The 17,161-nt window shown below is 64.1% G+C and carries 27 protein-coding genes; 20 read left to right on the forward strand and 7 right to left on the reverse strand.

The window, feature by feature from the left end:
* From pspB to C7W88_RS09990, 12 genes are all read left to right on the forward strand, one after another.
* Positions 1 to 297: an envelope stress response membrane protein PspB gene (gene pspB / locus C7W88_RS09940; protein WP_039337340.1), complete on the forward strand. Its 297-nt coding sequence runs from the start codon at positions 1 to 3 to the stop codon at positions 295 to 297.
* Complete coding sequence (gene pspC, locus C7W88_RS09945; protein ID WP_255418766.1) at positions 221 to 667, forward strand: envelope stress response membrane protein PspC; 447 nt, start codon at positions 221 to 223, stop codon at positions 665 to 667. The genes pspB and pspC overlap by 77 nt, the downstream gene beginning before the upstream one ends.
* Positions 668 to 698: 31 nt before the next feature.
* On the forward strand, positions 699 to 983 hold the full coding sequence (locus C7W88_RS09950) for a hypothetical protein (protein WP_118073410.1): 285 nt from the start codon (positions 699 to 701) through the stop codon (positions 981 to 983).
* Positions 980 to 1,282: a hypothetical protein gene (locus C7W88_RS09955; protein WP_118073411.1), complete on the forward strand. Its 303-nt coding sequence runs from the start codon at positions 980 to 982 to the stop codon at positions 1,280 to 1,282. The genes C7W88_RS09950 and C7W88_RS09955 overlap by 4 nt, the downstream gene beginning before the upstream one ends.
* Positions 1,279 to 1,551 carry a hypothetical protein gene (locus tag C7W88_RS09960; protein ID WP_118073412.1) on the forward strand — a complete coding sequence of 91 codons (273 nt, stop codon included), beginning with the start codon at positions 1,279 to 1,281 and terminating at the stop codon, positions 1,549 to 1,551. The genes C7W88_RS09955 and C7W88_RS09960 overlap by 4 nt, the downstream gene beginning before the upstream one ends.
* Before the next feature lie 11 nt (positions 1,552 to 1,562).
* On the forward strand, positions 1,563 to 1,808 hold the full coding sequence (locus C7W88_RS09965) for a hypothetical protein (protein WP_118073413.1): 246 nt from the start codon (positions 1,563 to 1,565) through the stop codon (positions 1,806 to 1,808).
* Between the two features lie 30 nt (positions 1,809 to 1,838).
* Positions 1,839 to 2,051 carry a hypothetical protein gene (locus tag C7W88_RS09970; RefSeq protein WP_118073414.1) on the forward strand — a complete coding sequence of 71 codons (213 nt, stop codon included), beginning with the start codon at positions 1,839 to 1,841 and terminating at the stop codon, positions 2,049 to 2,051.
* Positions 2,048 to 2,224 carry a hypothetical protein gene (locus tag C7W88_RS22640; protein ID WP_162895983.1) on the forward strand — a complete coding sequence of 59 codons (177 nt, stop codon included), beginning with the start codon at positions 2,048 to 2,050 and terminating at the stop codon, positions 2,222 to 2,224. The genes C7W88_RS09970 and C7W88_RS22640 overlap by 4 nt, the downstream gene beginning before the upstream one ends.
* 142 nt (positions 2,225 to 2,366) lie before the next feature.
* On the forward strand, positions 2,367 to 2,780 hold the full coding sequence (locus tag C7W88_RS09975; protein WP_118073415.1) for a SufE family protein: 414 nt from the start codon (positions 2,367 to 2,369) through the stop codon (positions 2,778 to 2,780).
* 16 nt (positions 2,781 to 2,796) lie between these two features.
* Positions 2,797 to 3,147 carry a YbaN family protein gene (locus tag C7W88_RS09980; RefSeq protein WP_118073416.1) on the forward strand — a complete coding sequence of 117 codons (351 nt, stop codon included), beginning with the start codon at positions 2,797 to 2,799 and terminating at the stop codon, positions 3,145 to 3,147.
* Positions 3,144 to 4,205, forward strand: a complete 1,062-nt coding sequence (locus C7W88_RS09985; RefSeq protein WP_162895984.1) for an acyltransferase — start codon at positions 3,144 to 3,146, stop codon at positions 4,203 to 4,205. Before C7W88_RS09980 ends, C7W88_RS09985 begins: the two co-directional genes overlap by 4 nt.
* 66 nt (positions 4,206 to 4,271) lie before the next feature.
* Positions 4,272 to 4,844 (forward strand): hypothetical protein, encoded by a 573-nt coding sequence (locus C7W88_RS09990; RefSeq protein ID WP_162895985.1) that lies wholly within the window; start codon positions 4,272 to 4,274, stop codon positions 4,842 to 4,844.
* Positions 4,845 to 5,273: 429 nt separating this feature from the next.
* Here C7W88_RS09990 and C7W88_RS10000 read toward each other — a convergent pair whose 3' ends face one another.
* Complete coding sequence (locus C7W88_RS10000; protein ID WP_118073420.1) at positions 5,274 to 5,789, reverse strand: sterol desaturase family protein; 516 nt, start codon at positions 5,787 to 5,789, stop codon at positions 5,274 to 5,276.
* Positions 5,790 to 5,924: 135 nt separating this feature from the next.
* Between C7W88_RS10000 and C7W88_RS10005 the strand changes: the two genes are divergently transcribed.
* From C7W88_RS10005 to C7W88_RS10040, 8 genes are all read left to right on the forward strand, one after another.
* Positions 5,925 to 6,305, forward strand: a complete 381-nt coding sequence (locus C7W88_RS10005; protein WP_118073421.1) for a hypothetical protein — start codon at positions 5,925 to 5,927, stop codon at positions 6,303 to 6,305.
* A 109-nt stretch (positions 6,306 to 6,414) separates the two neighbouring features.
* A complete protein-coding gene (gene leuC / locus C7W88_RS10010; RefSeq protein ID WP_118073422.1) occupies positions 6,415 to 7,854 on the forward strand; it encodes a 3-isopropylmalate dehydratase large subunit in 1,440 nt (479 codons plus the stop codon).
* Between the two features lie 7 nt (positions 7,855 to 7,861).
* On the forward strand, positions 7,862 to 8,392 hold the full coding sequence (locus C7W88_RS10015) for a hypothetical protein (RefSeq protein WP_162895986.1): 531 nt from the start codon (positions 7,862 to 7,864) through the stop codon (positions 8,390 to 8,392).
* Positions 8,393 to 8,580: 188 nt separating this feature from the next.
* Complete coding sequence (locus tag C7W88_RS10020; protein WP_240344530.1) at positions 8,581 to 9,663, forward strand: zinc ribbon domain-containing protein; 1,083 nt, start codon at positions 8,581 to 8,583, stop codon at positions 9,661 to 9,663.
* Positions 9,660 to 10,103: a DNA-deoxyinosine glycosylase gene (locus C7W88_RS10025; protein WP_370073116.1), complete on the forward strand. Its 444-nt coding sequence runs from the start codon at positions 9,660 to 9,662 to the stop codon at positions 10,101 to 10,103. The genes C7W88_RS10020 and C7W88_RS10025 overlap by 4 nt, the downstream gene beginning before the upstream one ends.
* A gap of 113 nt (positions 10,104 to 10,216) precedes the next feature.
* A complete protein-coding gene (locus C7W88_RS10030) occupies positions 10,217 to 10,378 on the forward strand; it encodes an LPXTG cell wall anchor domain-containing protein (RefSeq protein WP_162895829.1) in 162 nt (53 codons plus the stop codon).
* A gap of 164 nt (positions 10,379 to 10,542) precedes the next feature.
* Entirely contained in the window at positions 10,543 to 11,151 is a 609-nt protein-coding gene (gene leuD / locus C7W88_RS10035; RefSeq protein WP_118073425.1) for a 3-isopropylmalate dehydratase small subunit, read from the forward strand.
* 89 nt (positions 11,152 to 11,240) lie between these two features.
* Positions 11,241 to 12,242 carry an NADPH:quinone oxidoreductase family protein gene (locus C7W88_RS10040; protein WP_118073426.1) on the forward strand — a complete coding sequence of 334 codons (1,002 nt, stop codon included), beginning with the start codon at positions 11,241 to 11,243 and terminating at the stop codon, positions 12,240 to 12,242.
* 49 nt (positions 12,243 to 12,291) lie between these two features.
* On the opposite strand, the gene C7W88_RS10045 is transcribed toward C7W88_RS10040, so the two are convergent.
* From C7W88_RS10045 to odhB, 6 genes are all read right to left on the reverse strand, one after another.
* Positions 12,292 to 12,936 (reverse strand): trimeric intracellular cation channel family protein, encoded by a 645-nt coding sequence (locus tag C7W88_RS10045; protein ID WP_118073427.1) that lies wholly within the window; start codon positions 12,934 to 12,936, stop codon positions 12,292 to 12,294.
* A 7-nt stretch (positions 12,937 to 12,943) separates the two neighbouring features.
* Positions 12,944 to 13,141: a hypothetical protein gene (locus tag C7W88_RS10050; protein ID WP_118073428.1), complete on the reverse strand. Its 198-nt coding sequence runs from the start codon at positions 13,139 to 13,141 to the stop codon at positions 12,944 to 12,946.
* 65 nt (positions 13,142 to 13,206) lie between these two features.
* The gene (locus C7W88_RS10055) at positions 13,207 to 13,902 is read right to left on the reverse strand and encodes a spermidine synthase (RefSeq protein ID WP_118073429.1); all 696 of its coding nucleotides are present in this window, start codon (positions 13,900 to 13,902) and stop codon (positions 13,207 to 13,209) included.
* A gap of 53 nt (positions 13,903 to 13,955) precedes the next feature.
* A complete protein-coding gene (locus C7W88_RS10060; RefSeq protein WP_118073430.1) occupies positions 13,956 to 14,291 on the reverse strand; it encodes a DUF6481 family protein in 336 nt (111 codons plus the stop codon).
* 141 nt (positions 14,292 to 14,432) lie between these two features.
* A complete protein-coding gene (gene lpdA, locus C7W88_RS10065; RefSeq protein ID WP_118073431.1) occupies positions 14,433 to 15,833 on the reverse strand; it encodes a dihydrolipoyl dehydrogenase in 1,401 nt (466 codons plus the stop codon).
* An 81-nt stretch (positions 15,834 to 15,914) separates the two neighbouring features.
* Entirely contained in the window at positions 15,915 to 17,156 is a 1,242-nt protein-coding gene (gene odhB, locus C7W88_RS10070) for a 2-oxoglutarate dehydrogenase complex dihydrolipoyllysine-residue succinyltransferase (protein WP_118073432.1), read from the reverse strand.
* Positions 17,157 to 17,161 lie beyond the last annotated feature (5 nt).

Here is a 17,161-nt window from a genome sequence, read left to right on the forward strand (position 1 = left end):
ATGGAAGACGTCGTTGCAATTGCTGCCATTTTCCTTGGCCTCCCGTGGATCATTTTCCACTACATCACCAAGTGGAAGACGGCAGCCACGCTGACCAACGGGGACGAGGCGCTGCTGGAAGAACTCTACCAGCTCGCCCGCCGCCTTGATGAGCGCATGGACACGGTCGAGCGCCTCGTCGCTGCCGACAATCCCGAATTCCGGCCTGCACGCATCGTGCATGATCGCGAAACCGACAATCAGAAACTGCGCGAACTGGATCGCCTTTTCGCCGAACAGGGAAGGACCTCGAAGTGAACAGCCCCGCACCCGCTTTTATCGCGACAAGGTCAACGGCAAGTTCATGGGCGTCTGCGCCGGGATTGCGGACTACACCGGGGTCGATGTCCTCTGGGTCCGCCTCGGCTTTCTGATCCTGGCATGTTCGATGGGCTGGCCGTTCCTGGTCTACTTTGCCCTCGGCTTCCTTGCGAACAAGAAGCCTGCGAACCTCTACGGTGACCGTCAGGAGCAGCAGTTCTGGCAGCGCGTCCGCCAGTCGCCCGCCCGCACCGCCCGCGAAGTTCGCGCCGAATTCCGTGATATCGACCGCCGCCTGGCCGACGTCGAAAGCTTCTACGTCAATTCCAACCCGCGCCTCTCGGCCGAAATCGAGAAGCTGCGCTAAGAGCACAACCGTCCTGAGGGGGACTTGAGCCATGGGACCTGAAACTATTGGGCCTCTGATTCCGATCATCGCACTGATGATCCCGATCGTGGCGATCTGGACCAAGCACCGCACCAAGATTGCGGAGATGCAGATCAATGCGACAGCCGAACTGAGCGCAGAGAAGGCCGCGCAATACGCCCAGCACACCCGGGCACTCGAAGAGCGCGTCCGTGTCCTCGAAGCCATCGTCACCGACAAGGGCTTCGATACCGCCGCGCAGATCGAAGCGCTCCGCCGCGATACGGCCGCGCTCGAAGACCGGAGGCCGCAATGAACTGGGCTGGCCCCGAATTCGTCCTGGCAATCATCGCCATCTCCACGGGCGGCTGGGTGATCAACAACTGGATCCGTGCGCGCCACGGCTATGCCCTTGAGGACGAATGGGGCGGCAAGACCGATCGCGCCGATCAGGAGGCCTATGCCAAGCTCCGCGAGGAGAACGCCTTCCTGCGCGACCAGCTGGACAAGACGCACCAGCGCCTCGCCAACGTTGAAGCCATCGTCACCGACAGCGGTTTCGACGTCTCTCGCCAGATCGAGGCACTGCGCCCCGCTCAGGAGAAGATGCAATGAACGAAGATGTCATCCTGGCGCTGGTGTTCATGGTCATCGTCCTGCCGATCGTGCTTGGTATCGGCTCGGACATCTACAAGCGTCGTCTCTCTTTCAGGGAACGTGAACTTGAACTGCTCTCGAAGCAGACGGCCGAGAAGGCCGCCCAGTACGCCGCTCAGGCCGAGCGCCTTGAACAGCGCGTCCGCGTGCTCGAACGTATCGCCACCGAAAACAATTCCGACCTCGCGCTGCAGATCGAGAACCTGCGCGACGTCAAGGTCAACTGAGGACGCAACACGTGGGCCCCGGATCAACCATCGTCGCGGTCATCGCGATCATCGCCTTCGTCATCATTCGCACAAACCGGGATCGCTATCGGGCGGGCATCATGCAGCAACCGCCGATCGACCCCGCCTACACCGCCAGCCTCGAACGTGAAGTCTCGGACTTGCGCAAGCGGCTCGAAGTCCTCGAACGCATTGCCACCGACGAAGGCGAAACCCGCCGCCTCTCGCGCGAGATCGAATCCCTGCGCGATCGGTAATCTGCTACCGCTAACGAAAGGAGCATTTTGATGTCCTCCGATCTCGTTCTTTCCCTGTCGGGCCTCACCGGCCTTGCCATGGTCGCCTTAGCCGGCTTGCGCGGCTGGGACGGCTGGCTGGCCCTCAAGCGCATGGAACTCGAACGCGCCGATACCGGCGATGCAGGAAGCCTCATAGAACTTGCTGACATGCGCGAACGCCTGCGCAAGCTTGAGGCCATCGCCTCGGGCGTGGACCTGTGAGCCGTCACACCGAAGGTGCCGCCAAGGCCGGCATCGGCCTCGGCTCGGCCATTGCCATCACGATCTCGTGGAGCCTGCACAAGTCGATCGTCTGGGCGCTGGTCCACGGCGTGCTCTCGTGGATCTACGTGATCTGGTATGCGTTTACGCGTCCAGGCGGCCTGTCGGGTTAGGTTGCGTGGCGATGCTTCGACAAGCTCAGCATGAGCGGATAATCAAGACCGTCGCCAATCCCGCTCATCCTGAGCCTGTCGAAGGATATTCTGCCCCACCGGGTGGTGGACGCCAACCGAACCGCCCGCTAATGCCTGCCCGATGCGCAGCCTTGAAGACATTCTCGAAGAGTACGAATTCCTTGACGGCGACGAGCGCTATCGTCTGCTGATAGAGCTCGGGCGCGAGCTTGAGGACATGCCCGATGCGCTCAAGACCGATGCCACGCTGGTGCGCGGCTGTTCTGCCAGCGTCTGGGTCTATCCGACACAAGCCGAGGGCGGCAAACTGCACTTCATGGCCGACAGCAACGCCGCGATCACCAAGGGCATCGTCGCGCTCGTCCTTGCCGCCGTACAGGACAGGCCCGCCGCCGAGGTTGCCGAAACGGACATTGCCGAAGAACTCGCGCCCTTCGATCTCAAGAAGCAACTCTCGTCCAACCGCACCCAAGGCGTTCCCAACATGATCGCGCTGGTCCGCGAACACGCCGCGCGCATCGCCGCCACGGCCTGACAGCAGGGCAGGGGACTTGCGCCGCCACCTCTATCTCGCAGGCGGCGTGATCAGCGTGGCGCTGGGAGCGGTCGGCGCGTTCCTGCCGATCCTGCCGACGGTCCCGTTCCTGCTTCTTGCCACCTTCTGCTTTGCCCGCTCCAATCCGGCATGGGAGCAGCGCCTGCTCGACCACCCGCGCTATGGCCCACCCTTGCGCCAATGGCGTGAGCGCCGCGCGATTTCGCGCAAGGCCAAGACCGGCGCGCTGATCGCCATGGGCGTCAGCGTGGTCCTGACCGGCGTGACAGCAGGCTGGCCTTGGGTGCTCATTCCCTCTGCGGTCATGGCTATCACCGGCACCTGGATATGGACGCGGGCAGAGTGAGCCAGGAGCGCATCGTTGCGATTCAGGCACTCCGCTTCATTGCTGCCATTGCCGTTGCCGGCATGCATGCCGAGATATTTGCATTCTGGCTCGGGCAGTTCGTGGGTGTCGGCCTGGAGCGACCAGCATTGGCCGCGATCGGCAACTTCGGCGTCGACCTGTTTTTCGTGATCTCCGGTTTCGTGATCGTGCTGTCGTCAGAAAAACTGTTCGGCAAAGCCGGCGCTGTTCGCACATTTGCCCTGCGTCGGATCATTCGCGTGGTTCCGCTGTACTGGGCGGGGTTGCTGTTCGTGCTGCTGTGGAGCCTGCGCTTCCCGCCCGCACCCGATTGGCAGAGCATGGTGCATGCCATGCTGTTCGTGCCTTACGCATCGAACACCGCTCACGGGCGCATCGTGCCGCCGCTCGAGGTGGGCTGGACGCTGAACTTCGAGATGCTGTTCTATTTCGTTGTCGCGCTGGCAATGGCGAAGGATGCTTCTGCCACTGTCCGACGCACGGCAGTCATCCTGTTCCTGCTGGTTCTGGCTGGATCATTGCTCGATTTGCCGCAGCCCCTCGCCAACTGGTCATCGCCGATCATCCTCGAACTGTCCGGCGGCACGATGCTGGCGCTGATCTACCGGGGAGGGTGGCAATTCCTGCCGCGCGTGCGCCTGTGCGCGCTCGCGCTCGCCGCCAGCCTGCTCCTCTCGCCCCTCGTCATGCCAGGGGCGGACATGAGCGGCTGGCTGCGCGTTCTGTTCTGGGGCAGCGGCAGTTGGCTTCTGCTTGCCGCGATGGTGCTGGTGCCCACCAGATCTGGGGGATCGGATGCCCGGTTCTGGAACTTCGGCGGCGATATCTCCTACGCCCTCTATATCGTCCACATGCCGGTGATGATGGTCAGCCAGATGGTCTGGCGGCATTTTCGCCTGCCCTACGGCGCAACCGAGGAAGCAATCTTCGTCGTTCTGGTTCTTGTCATGTCTCTCGTTGCTGCCGTGATTGTCCATCTGCTTTTCGAAAGGCCGCTTTCGCAGTGGCTGAGAAGCCGGGTCGCACCCATAGCCTGAATTGCCAGTTCTCTTTTTGTTCCATTTCAGATAGATTGCATGTTCTGCTCGGATCACGGAGTCGGCATGTTCAAACTTACGCTCGAGAGCGCCGGCTCAGGAACCGATTGGCCCGCCTTCGCGGGGAATCTCGTCATTGCCTTGGCCTGGCCGCTGTCCGCACTGGTCATCGCGCTGATTTTCCGCCGCCCGCTCCTCGCCCTGCTGGCGCGGCTCGATGAACTGAGCTGGGGGGACAAGTCCGCCCGTTTTGCGCAACGGCTCGACCGCCTCGAATCCGAAGCCAGCCCCGCGCCGCCCGAGCCTGACGGCCCCGAGATCGCCCTGACCGGCGATCACGCCCGCTTCCTCAAGCTGCTCGACCTGTCGCCCGGAGCGGCCGTGCTCGATTCATGGGCGGGGGTGGAGGAGGCGCTGCAATCGCTCGCCAGCGAACACGCTGTCGCCAGCGTCGATGCCTCCGAAGCAGGCCGCAGCCTGCAAAAGCGAGGCGTCCTGCCCGCCCGCACCGTCGGCATGATCGAAGAGATGCGGCGTCTGCGCAACGCCGCCGCCCACGATCAGGCCATCTCCGTCTCCGACGCCCTGCGCTTCCGCAATCTGGCCAAGGGCGTTCTGAACGAGATCAGGTTGGCTTAAGGCTTCGTTCCACCAGAGCTATCGTGTTGCGCCACCAGCTTTCGGCAGTCACACCGCCGACAAGAGCGGAGTAAGCATAAAGGAGAAGGAGACTTGCATCACTTCCCTGCTCGCCGGTTACGGCAATGAGCGCAGGGAATGCCACGAATCCAAGTATTACTCCGACTACGACATGCGCACCCTTCGTGTACCGCCCTGTATGTCTGAGAACGAGGCTTATTGGCACTCCGATCAGAATGCTTACGCCCGTTATCACGGCTGTGATGGAAGCAAGTGCGATTACAAAGACGTATATCGTTGCCAAGGCTTGGGTCGGCTCACCCGTGACCAAGCCGCCTATCAAGATCACGACGGCGAAAAGAAAAGGCAAGAAACTTGCAGTCAGAACTCCTGCCCATGTCGCACGCAGGAACGGACCAAAGTACCGCCTCAATCCACCGCTTCCCGCAGCACTGCAATCCCCTTCTCGCGCTGCGCCCGCAATTCCTTCTTGAGCACCGCCGGATCGCGCGCGAAGATGAAGCCGAAGCTTACTCCGCCTTCCTTGCCTATGGTTGCGTGGTGCAGCTTGTGGGCCTGCACCAGCCGCTTGGCATAGCCCTTCTTCGGCACCCAGCGGAACCAGCGCTGGTGGACGAGGCCATCGTGCACCAGCGTATAGATCACGCCATAGGCCATGACGCCAAGCCCGATGAACGTCGCCGGCCACCATGCCTCCGCGCCCATCACCAGCGGGCTGCCGATCATGAAGAAGCTGATCGAGATCGCGGCCCCAACCACGGCGTAAAGGTCGTTCTTCTCGAAGAACCCGTCGTGCGGTTCGTGATGGTCACGATGCCAGCCCCAGCCGAACCCGTGCATCACGTACTTGTGGCTCGACCATGCCACGAATTCCATGACCAGCACCGTGGCAACAATGATGAACAAGGCAACAAGCGTCTGCATGGCGCTCCCTTACACCGCCTCGTCGGCCCCGCGACACATTCTTACACTTTGCCCGAAAGTCGCGACGCCTCGTTTTTCTGCCGTTCAGCCGCCGGACGGCACTTTCTCCTCACAGACCAATGAGGAGCTTATCCCATGCGCAAGACCGTTCTCGCCGTTGTCCTTTCCACCCTTGTCGCAGGCGTCGCCACCCCGGCGCTCGCCCACGACAATGACCGCTATCCGGGCGGTAACCGCGCTGAAGCCGCATACATGACGCCTGGCCGCAATGCCGACATCCGCCGCGACATCTGGCAGCTCGACAACCGCATCGACCGCGCCCAGCGCAACCGCGCCATCTCGCCGCGCGAAGCCCAGGGCCTGCGCCGCGATGCACGTGACCTGAAGGCCACCTACAACCGCTACGCCGATCGCGGCCTGTCGTCGGGCGAATACCGTACGCTCGAACGCCGCGTTGCCAACATTACCCAGCGCCTTCGCGCCGAGAAGTGGGATCGTGACGGGCGCCGCGGCTGATCGATTGGCGGATAATGTTCCAGAGGCGTAACAAAATTGCGCCTTGGGGCCTCTCGGCCCGCCCTTTCCTGCTTGAATTGCGGGGAGGGCGGGCCTAACCGCTTGTGCCATGTCGAACACCGCAAATCCCCGCACGCTCTACCAGAAGATCTGGGACGCCCACGTCGTCGAACAGCGCGATGATGGCACCGCGCTCATCTATATCGACCGTCACCTCGTCCACGAAGTGACCAGCCCGCAGGCCTTCGAAGCCCTGCGCGCGGCAGGCCGCAAGGTGCGCCGCCCCGATCTCACGCTCGCGGTGCCCGACCATAACCTGCCCACCACCGCGCGCCGCACCGCTGACGGCCAGCGCGTGCCGATTGCCGACCCTGAGTCCGCGCAGCAGCTCGAAGCGCTGGAGCGCAACGCGCCCGCTTTCGGCATCCGCTACATCGGCGATGCCGACGCCGAACAAGGCATCGTTCACGTTGTAGGGCCTGAGCAGGGCTTCTCGCTCCCCGGCGCTACCATCGTCTGCGGTGACAGCCATACTGCCTGCCACGGCGGCCTTGGCGCACTGGCCTTCGGCATCGGCACCAGCGAGGTCGAGCATGTGCTCGCCACGCAGACGCTGCTGCTCAAGCAGTCGAAGTCGATGGAAGTGCGCGTCGAAGGTACGCTGATGCCCGGCGTCACCGCCAAGGACGTCGTCCTGCACATTACCGGCGTGCTCGGCGCGGCGGGCGGCACCGGCTCGGTCATCGAATATACAGGGCAGGTCATCCGCGACCTTTCCATCGAAGGCCGCCTGACCATCTCGAACATGGCGATCGAACACGGCGCCCGCGCTGGCCTGTGCGCGCCCGATGAAAAGACCTTCGCCTACCTCAAGGGTCGTCCCTATGCCCCGAAGGGCGAGGACTGGGACAAGGCCGTCGCCTGGTGGACCAGCCTCGCCACCGATCCCGGCGCCACGTATGACAAGGTCGTGGTGATCGACGCCAAGGACATCGCGCCGTCGGTCACCTGGGGCACCAGTCCCGAGGACGTCCTGCCGATCAGCGGCCTCGTCCCCGCGCCGGAAAGCTTCGCCGACCCTTCCAAGCAGGAAGCCGCCAAGGCCAGCCTCGCCTATATGGGCCTGACGCCGGGCCAGCGCATGGAAGACGTCGAAGTCCAGAACATCTTCATCGGCTCGTGCACCAACAGCCGGATCGAGGATATGCGCGCCGCCGCCGCCATCCTCAAGGGCCGCAAGAAGGCCGACAACGTCAAGTGGGCAATCGTTGTCCCCGGCTCCGGCCTCGTCAAGCAGCAGGCCGAGGACGAAGGGCTTGACCGCATCTTCACCGAGGCCGGTTTCGAATGGCGCGAACCGGGCTGTTCGGCCTGCCTCGGCATGAACCCGGACAAGGTGCCTGCAGGCGAACGCTGCGCCTCGACCTCGAACCGCAACTTCGTCGGCCGCCAGGGCCCCGGCGCGCGCACCCATCTCGTCAGCCCGGCAATGGCCGCCGCCGCCGCCGTCACCGGCCGGTTGACTGATGTGCGCAAGCTGATCGACTGACGCGCCCGTGGCAGGCCTCCCGACAGCCGCGCTCCAGCTAGCCGGGTTCCTCATGGCCCACGCGTTCTGGACGGCGTCGGACCTGCCGCCCGGCGGCCACTACCAGCCACAGTCGCTGTGCATGCGCGCCGATGGCAGCCGCCAGCTTCAGACGTTTGACGGCGCCAGCCCCAAGGATCAGGACGCTGCCGCCCGCGCCTTCATCGGAGGCGGTGCGGCGCAATGGCCCGATTGCGCCATTGCCCGGCAGGTCAAGGTCGAGACGCCCACGGGCGAAGTCGATGCGCTGGTGATCGATGTCGTCCAGTACGGCGGCAGCGTGATGACCGTGGTGCAGGCCTTCCGTCCCGGCCCGCAGGATTTCCGCCTGTTGGGTGACGAACTCATGCTCGGTGACAACGGCCCGCTCCCGCCGCTCCCCGCCGCACAGGCCGCCGCCGCCATGCGCGAAGGCGCGCTTGATCACACTGGCCTTGGCGACAAGTGGCAGCAATGGGAATCCTCCCGCGATCCCGTCAGCCCGCTGGTCCAGAAGTAAGCCTGCTCAAACGCCAATAAACCCGCTCATGCTGAGCTTGTCGAAGCATCCGGCGCAGCGGCCGCGGGAGCACCCTTCGACACGCTCAGAGTGAGCGGTGTGAGGTGGAACTGCGTGGCAGCTATTGCCAGCAATTTACAACACCCCAGTCGAAGCTTAGCCTCTCCTCAACCAAGGAGGGGTGATCCATGGACATGATCAAGGGCGTCCGCGTGCCCGAACGCGTTTATCGCGGCGTGCTTTGGGCCGTGTCGATAGTCTTTGCCGGTTTCATCGTCGGCCTCGGCAACCTCGTCATCGGCGATCTGCCGATGGTCGAGGAACAGGTCTACACCGCCCCCGCGGATGACTCCCCTGCGATCCGGCAAGTCCGCGAAGAGATCCGCAAGATCGGCGACAGCAAGACTGCCATCGACGACAAGCTCGAAATCCAGCGCCTCCAACTGGACCAGGCCCAGCGCCAGTCCAGCACCGCCAACGAGACTTTCAAGGCATGGATCGCCGCGCGCACCGCCACGACCAATCCGGCGCAGGACCCCGAAGTTCTCGCCCGTACCCGCGAACTCGAACAGCTCAAGGCCAATGAACGCAGCATCCAGCAGGCGATCGCAAATCTCGAGAACGAGCGCGCCCCGCTCGACCAGCGCGAAAGCGCGCTGCGCCTGCGCGAAAACCAGCTGATCTCCGACGCCATCCCGGCGCAAGAGCGCGCGATGTTCTGGCAGGAACTGCGGGTGTTCGGCCTGCGGCTGCTGATCACCCTGCCAATGCTTGGCCTGGCCGCATGGATGGTGGTGAAGAAGCGCGAGAGCGATCACTGGCCGCTGATGCGCGGCTTCGTGCTTGCCGCCGTGTTCGTGTTCTTCGTCGAGCTCGTGCCCTACCTGCCGAGCTACGGCGGCTACATCCGCTATGCCGTAGGCATCATCCTGACTTTCGCCGCCGGGCACTTCCTCATCAAGAACATGCGCGCCTATCTCGCGCACCGGCAGGAAGTCGAGGCGCAAGCCGAAAAGGAACGCCGCGCCCGCGTCAGCCATGACGAGGCGTTCAAGAAGATGGCCGCCAAGGTCTGCCCCGGCTGCGACCGCCCGATCTCGACCACCGGCGATGCCGAAGCCAACTTCTGCGTTCACTGCGGCATGACCCTGTTCGACCACTGCCACAGCTGCAACACCCGCAAGATGGCCTTCTTCCGCTTCTGCATGACCTGCGGCACGCCCGCGAAGGATGAAGCCGCGCAGGCGGGAGTGGCCCCGGCGCCTGCGTGACGACCCGCAAATCCTCTTTCGCTCCGGTCACCGATCAGCACACCCGGGTTCTCATCCTCGGCAGTCTCCCGGGTGAAGCGAGCCTTGCCGCCGCGCGCTATTACGCCAATCCGCGCAACCAGTTCTGGCGGCTGGTCGGCGCAGTGATCGACGTCGATCTCGTCGCGCAGGACTATGAACGCCGCCTCGAAACCCTGCTCGCCCATCGCATCGGCCTGTGGGATTCGATCGGTTCGGCCACGCGTTCGGGCAGCCTCGATACCGCCATTCGTGATGTCGCGCCCAATGCGCTGGCCACTCTTGCAGCCGCCCTCCCGCAACTGCGATGCATCGCCTTCAACGGTGCCAAGTCGGCCAGCATCGGCACGCAGCAACTGGCCGGGGAGGGACCTTCGAACTCCTGCGGCTGCCATCCAGCAGTCCGGCGCACGCCTCGCTGACCTATGAGGCGAAGCTTGGCGAATGGACGAAGCTGCGGAAATTCTTCGCCTGAGCCTTGCAATCGCAGAACGCCCGGCCAATCTTGGCTACACGTTTCAAGGAGTTCTCAAGCGTGACCAAGAAGACGGACTGGACCGGCAAGGCAGCCATGGCGGGCGCGGCAATCGGCTCGGCAGCACTGGCCGCAGCCCTGCTCTATGCGTCGCGCCGCAAGGAACGCGCAGAGAAGACCGAACCCAAGACCCCGCCCGCCGACGCGCCCGAGACCGACTGAGTTTGCACAGGCGATGGGCCGCGGCCTGCGCCGGAGCGACGAACGGGGAACGGTTCAATTCCGTCATCCCGGCGCAGGCCGGGATCCACAACCTCTCCGACACGTAACTATATTGCGCCATCTCGCCCATTGCATCGCCTAACCGGCAAGCTATAGCGACGGCCATGGAACCGGTGAAGCAGATCGAAGGACGGGCCATCCCGTTCGGCCGCAAGAACGTCGATACCGACGTGATCATCCCTGCCAAGTGGCTCAAGACGATCACCCGTCAGGGTCTCGGCAAGGGCGCGTTCGAAGCCCTGCGCGCCGATCCTGACAACATTTTCGACAGCGCGGAATTTTCCGGCTCGCCGATCCTGATTGCCGGTGACAACTTCGGCTGCGGCTCCAGCCGCGAACACGCTGCCTGGGCGCTGGGCGACATGGGCGTGAAGGCCGTGATCGCACCCTCCTTCTCCGACATTTTCTCAGGCAACGCCTTCAAGAACGGCATCCTCACGGTCGTCGTGCCGCAAGAGGCGATCGACCGCCTGATGGAAGTCGCGCAGACCGATCCCGTCTCGATCGATCTTGAGACCCAGACGGTGACGACGCCATTCCAGGATCGCTTCACCTTCGAGATCGACCCGTTCCGCAAGCACTGCCTGCTCAATGGCCTTGACGAGGTCGGCCTGACCATGGCCCGGGGCGATGCCATCGCGACGCACGAAGCGAAGATGCGCGACAGCCTGCCCTTCCTCGCGCGTGGCACGGATGCCGTAGCGGCAGCTTAACTGCGCACTTAACAGGGCTTCCCAAGGCGCGCAAAACTTGCTTCCCTGATGCGGAGCGGATCGAATCCGCAACTATTGGGAGAAGTGAAATGAAGGCTCTGCGCACCCACGCTGCAGGCGGACCCGAAACCCTGGTCATGGATGACCTGCCCGATCCGGTGCCGGGGAAGGGCGAAGTGCTTGTGCGCGTCCACGCCTGCTCGATCAACTTCCCCGACACGCTGATGATCCGCGATCTTTACCAGTTCAAGCCCGAGCGGCCTTACGCTCCCGGCAGCGAACTCGCGGGTGAAATTGAAGCATTGGGCGAGGGCGTGACCGGGTGGTCCGTCGGAGACCGCGTAATCGCCATGATCGGCAACGGCGGCTTGGCCGAAAAGGTCGTGGCCCCGGTCGCGCGCCTGTTCCCGCTGCCCGATGGCGTCGACTATGCCACCGGCGCTTCGTTGTTGATGACTTACGGCACCACCATCCACGGCCTCAAGGATCGCGGCCACATCAAGGCTGGTGATACCGTGCTGGTCCTCGGCGCGGCAGGCGGTGTCGGGCTTTCCGCCGTCGAACTCGCCAAGGCCTTCGGCGCCCGGGTGATCGCTGCCGTCTCCAGCGAGGAAAAGGCACAGGTCGCGCGCGACGCTGGTGCAGACGATGTCGTGATCTATGGCCGCCCGCCGTTCGACAAGGCCCAGTCCAAGGCGCTGGCTGAACAGTTCAAGGCAGCCTGCGGCCCGAATGGCGCGGACATCGTCTACGATATCGTCGGCGGCGATTATTCCGAACCGGCCCTGCGTGCGATCGCGTGGGAAGGCCGCTTTCTCGTCGTCGGCTTCCCGGCCGGCATCGCCAGGCTTCCGCTCAATCTCACCTTGCTCAAATCATGCGACGTCTGCGGCGTGTTCTGGGGCGCATGGACCGCCCGCGAACCCGCCGCTTTCAAGGCCGAGGTCGAGGAACTCTTCGCGCTGCTCGAAGAGGGCAAGATCAAACCCCGCGTCTCGCAGCGCTACACGCTCGATCAGGGGCGCGAAGCCATCGCCCTGCTCGAAAACCGGCAGGCCATGGGCAAGGTCGTCGTAGAAATGATCGGCTGAATACTGCTCCTCCCCTCCCGCAAGCGGGAGGGGTTGGGAGTGGGCCTGCTCAGCCCTCGCGCTCCCCAGAGGTATAGACCGGCAGCCCCAGCTTCCACCAGATCGCTGCGCCTCTGAGCGCAAAGCCGGCCAGCGCAGCCACCGGCCAGACTATGCCGCGATCAAGTCCCAGCGCCGCGCCGCTGGCACAGACCCCTGCGGAAAGCGCAGCCGCCGTCACGTAAAGTTCGGGCCGCATCAGGATCGAGGGCCTTCCTGCCAGCACGTCGCGGATAATGCCGCCGACACAGCCGGTGATCACACCCATCAGCACGGCCGGCACAGGCGATACGCCGAACGCCAGCGCCTTGGCCGTGCCCAACACGGCATAAGCGCCAAGTCCCGCCGCGTCGGCCCATTCCAGCACTGGCCGCTCCCACCAGCGGTGCGGGGTGAACCACGCCACCAGCGCCACGCCCAGGCACACTGGCGCCACCCACGGATCACGCACCCAGAACACCGGCGCGCCGATCAGCAGGTCGCGAACCGACCCGCCGCCCACGCCCGTCACCAGCGCAAAGAACGCCATCGTCACGAATGTCTGCCTGAGTTGCGCCGCCAGCAGTGCGCCGGTCAGGGCGAAAACGGCAATGCCGACAAGATCGAGCAGGCCGATCAGTGCCGAAAGGTCGGCGTTGGGCAACGGGGAGGGCATGCGGGCCTCACTGGCCCAGCAGAGCTTCCAGCTTGCCCTTCAGCTCCTGGATGCGCGTCGCTGCTTCGGTGAAAGTCTTGACGTCCTCGCGGTTGTTGTTGCCGCGCGCTTCCTTCGCCGCTTCGACATAGCCCTCGAGATCGGCTTCCAGAGCATCGATCAGGATTTCGGTCTCGTCTTCGGTCAGGGTCAGCTTGATGGCCATCGTGGCACTCCTTCGATTCAAGCCCTGCGGTTACCGTCACAGGCGGCAGGGCACAAACGAAAGCTTCAGGCTTTCGTCGCGAAGAAGATCACGTGATGCAGCGGCTTGCGCCCTTCGCGCGGCTCTTCGCCGGCATCGACACTGGCCACGTCAACGGTAAAGCCCGCCTGCTCCAGCAGTTCAACGAAAGCCGGGTCTTCGAAGGCAGACCACACTGCAAGGATGCCGCCCGGCCGCAGCGCGCGGGATGCCGCTTCCAGTCCGTCGGGCGAATAGAGCCACCCGTTTATCATGCGCGTCAGCCCTTCGGGGCCGTTGTCGACATCGAGCAGGATCGCATCGTAGCCACCACGCGCGGAATCGATCAGCATGGCCACGTCATCGTGCACCAGCTGCACGCGCGGATCATCAAGGCAGCCGGCGGTCAGCTGCGCCATCGGCCCGAGCGCCCAGGCGACGATTTCCGGCACGATTTCGGCAACAGTGACGCCAGCCTTGGGACCGAGCACGGCAAGTGCTGCCCGCAAGGTGAAGCCCAATCCGTAGCCACCGATCAGCATCTGCAGATCGTCACGGCCGACAAGGCGCGCGCAGGTCATTTCCGCCAGCTGCACTTCCGAAGCGCAGACGTCGGTGCTCATCAATTCGTTGCGGTCGAGCAGGATGACGAAGTCCTCGCCATTGCGTACCAGCCGCAGCCTCGCGCCATCGGGCACGCGGCAGGTGTCGATCAGTTCGTCGCCGTCTTCCAGCTCCCACATCGGTGGAGGGGCGTGGGTGAAGCTCCGTGAACCGGAAGGGCGGCGTCCAACGCCTACTTCTTCCGCGCCTTGCGGGCGGCGTAGCGGGCATCGCGGGCAGCCTTCTGCGCGGCTGCCAGCTCTTCCGCACTTGGCGGGGCGGGGGCATTGGCCTGCTCGGCAGCGCGCTTGGCTTTCTCGGCCTTCTCTTCCTCGCGCTTGAGGCGAGCCGCCTCGCGCTTTTCCGCTTCGGCCTTTTCCTTGGCCTCGGCGCGGGCGATCTTCTCGGCCAGCACTGCCGGGTCCACCGGCGCCTTCGCCTTGGCCTTCATCGCCTCGATAGCCTTGGCGCGTGCCTGTGCCGAAGCATCGCGACGGTCGCCAAGACCGGGTTCCTTGTAACCTGCCATGTTATTCGTTTGCTTTCCTTATTCCGCTTGGCCGCTAGCAGGGCAGGGGGCAAATGTCACGCCGCAACGCCAAGTGCTTCTGACCCAAACGAAAAGGGCCGCCCCGAAGGACGGCCCCCGTATTCGCTCAGGTGAGTCCGATCACATGTGAATCGGCTTGCCCGTCACCGCCATCGCCGCTTCCTTGAGCGCTTCCGAATGGGTCGGGTGCGCGTGGCAGGTATAGGCAATGTCTTCGCTGGTCGCGCCGAATTCCATCGCCTGTGCCGCCTGCGCAATCATCGTGCCGGCAACCGAGGCAATGCACCACACGCCCAGAACGCGGTCGGTCTTGGCGTCGGAGATCACCTTCACGAAGCCGTCCGGCTCATGGTTGGTCTTGGCGCGGCTGTTGGCGAGCATCGGGAACTTGCCGACCTTGATCTCGCCCTTTTCCTTCGCGGCCTCTTCCGTAAGACCGACACCGGCGAATTCAGGCATCGTGTACACTACGCCGGGAATCACGTCATGGTTCACGATTCCGGTGAGCCCGGCGATGTTCTCGGCCACGGCAATGCCTTCGTCCTCGGCCTTATGCGCCAGCATCGGGCCCGGAATCACGTCGCCCACGGCCCAAACGCCCGGGACCTTGGTGGCAAAGTCGTGGTAGGTTTCGATCTGACCGCGCGCGTTCAGTTCGAGCCCGATCTTGTCGAGGCCGAGGCCGTCGACATTGGGCCGACGCCCGATTGCCACCAGCACGCAGTCAGCCTCGATGGTCGCAGCCTCGCCGCCCTTTGCAGGTTCAACCGTCAGCGTGGCCTTTCCGCCATCCACCGCTACGCCAGTGACCTTGGTGCCGAGCTTGATGTCCATGCCCTGCTTCTTGAAGATCTTGGCGGCTTCCTTGCGCACGTCGCCGTCCATGCCGGGCAACAACTGGTCGAGGAACTCCACAACCGTCACCTTCGCACCAAGGCGGCGCCACACCGAGCCGAGTTCCAGCCCGATCACGCCGCCACCGATCACCACCATGTGGTTCGGCACGCGATCCAGCGCCAGCGCGCCGGTGCTGTCGACGATCACGCCAGCATCGTTGTCGACAGTCACGCCGGGCAGCGGCGTCACGCTCGAACCGGTGGCGATCACGATGTTCTTCGCGGTAACCTTCTGGCCAGCCACGGTCACGCTGTGCGCGTCCTCGAACGCAGCGTAGCCCTTGAGCCAGGTCACCTTGTTCTTCTTGAACAGGAATTCGATGCCGCCGGTCAGGCCCTTCACCGAATCCGCCTTCTGCGCCTGCATCGCATCCAGATCGAGCTCGACCGCGCCAGTCTTGATGCCATAGCTGGCGAACGTGCCGTTCCGCGCCTCGTCGAACTTCTCCGAGCCGTGCAGCAGCGCCTTGGAGGGAATGCAACCGACGTTGAGGCAGGTTCCGCCCAGCGTCTCGCGCCCTTCGGCACAAGCGGTCTTGAGGCCCAGCTGCGCCGCGCGGATCGCCGCGACATAACCGCCGGGGCCACCACCGATGACAAGGACGTCGTAATCGTATTCAGCCATTTTCCGGCTCCATTGCGCGTTCGTGCTGCGCCAAGCTCAGCACGAACGGCTTCAGATTCAAGTCAGTTCCGTACTGTCCGCTCAAAGATCGATCAGCAGGCGGGTCGGGTCCTCGATCGCTTCCTTGATCGTCTTCAGTGCCGTCACTGCCTCGCGACCGTCGATGATACGGTGGTCATAGGACAGCGCGATGTACATCATCGGGCGCACCACGATCTCGCCATTGCGGACGACCGGGCGGTCCTCGATGCGGTGCAGGCCGAGCACGGCCGACTGCGGCGGGTTGATGATCGGGGTCGACATAAGCCCGCCGAACACGCCGCCGTTGGAGATGGTGAAAGTGCCGCCAGCCATGTCGGCCATGGTCAGCGTGCCGTCGCGCGCCGCCTTGCCGTAATTGGCAATCGCCTTCTCGATGTCGGCAAAGCTCATCTTGTCGACATCGCGCACCACCGGCACGACCAGCCCGTTCGGAGCCGAGACCGCGACCGAGATGTCGACGTAGTCGAAGTAGACGATCTCATCGCCCTGCATCTGCGCGTTGACGGCCGGAATGTCCTTCAGTGCCAGAACCGAGGCCTTGGCGAAGAACGACATCAGGCCAAGCTTCACGCCGTGCTTCTTCTCGAACACGTCCTTGTACTTGGCGCGCGCTTCCATGACGGCAGTCATGTCCACGTCGTTGAACGTGGTCAGCAGGGCGGCGGTTTCCTGCGCGCTCTTAAGGCGCTTGGCGATGGTCTGGCGCAGGCGCGTCATCTTCACGCGCTCTTCGTTGCGACCGCCCGCAACAGCGGCAGGAGCAGCCGCAGCCGGAGCCGAAACCGCCGGGGCAGGGGAGGCCTGCTTGGCCGCTGCCGCTGCCATCACGTCTTCCTTGGTCAGGCGACCGTCCTTGCCAGTGCCCTTCACGGTCGAAGGATCGATGCCATATTCCAGCACCGCACGGCGGACCGCGGGCGAGAGCGCGGCTGCGTCACCCGAAGGCGCAGCCGCCGGAGCCGCAGCAGGTGCTTCCGAAGCCGAAGCGGGCGGAACCGGCGCTTCGGTGCGAGGGGCAGGGGCCTGTGCGCCCGCAGCCGCCACGCTGTCTTCGATCAGCGCGAGCAGCGCGCCGACGTTGACCGTGTCACCCTCATTGGCCACCAGCGCGCCAAGCACGCCTGCTGCCGGAGCCGGAACCTCGACCGCGACCTTGTCGGTCTCGAGGCTGACGATCGGCTCGTCCAGTGCCACGGCCTCGCCGGGCTTCTTCAGCCACTGGCCGACGGTTGCTTCGCTGACGCTTTCACCCAGCGTCGGAACCTTCACTTCAATCGACATAATTC

It is taken from the genome of Novosphingobium sp. THN1 (assembly GCF_003454795.1).
GTDB lineage: Bacteria > Pseudomonadota > Alphaproteobacteria > Sphingomonadales > Sphingomonadaceae > Novosphingobium.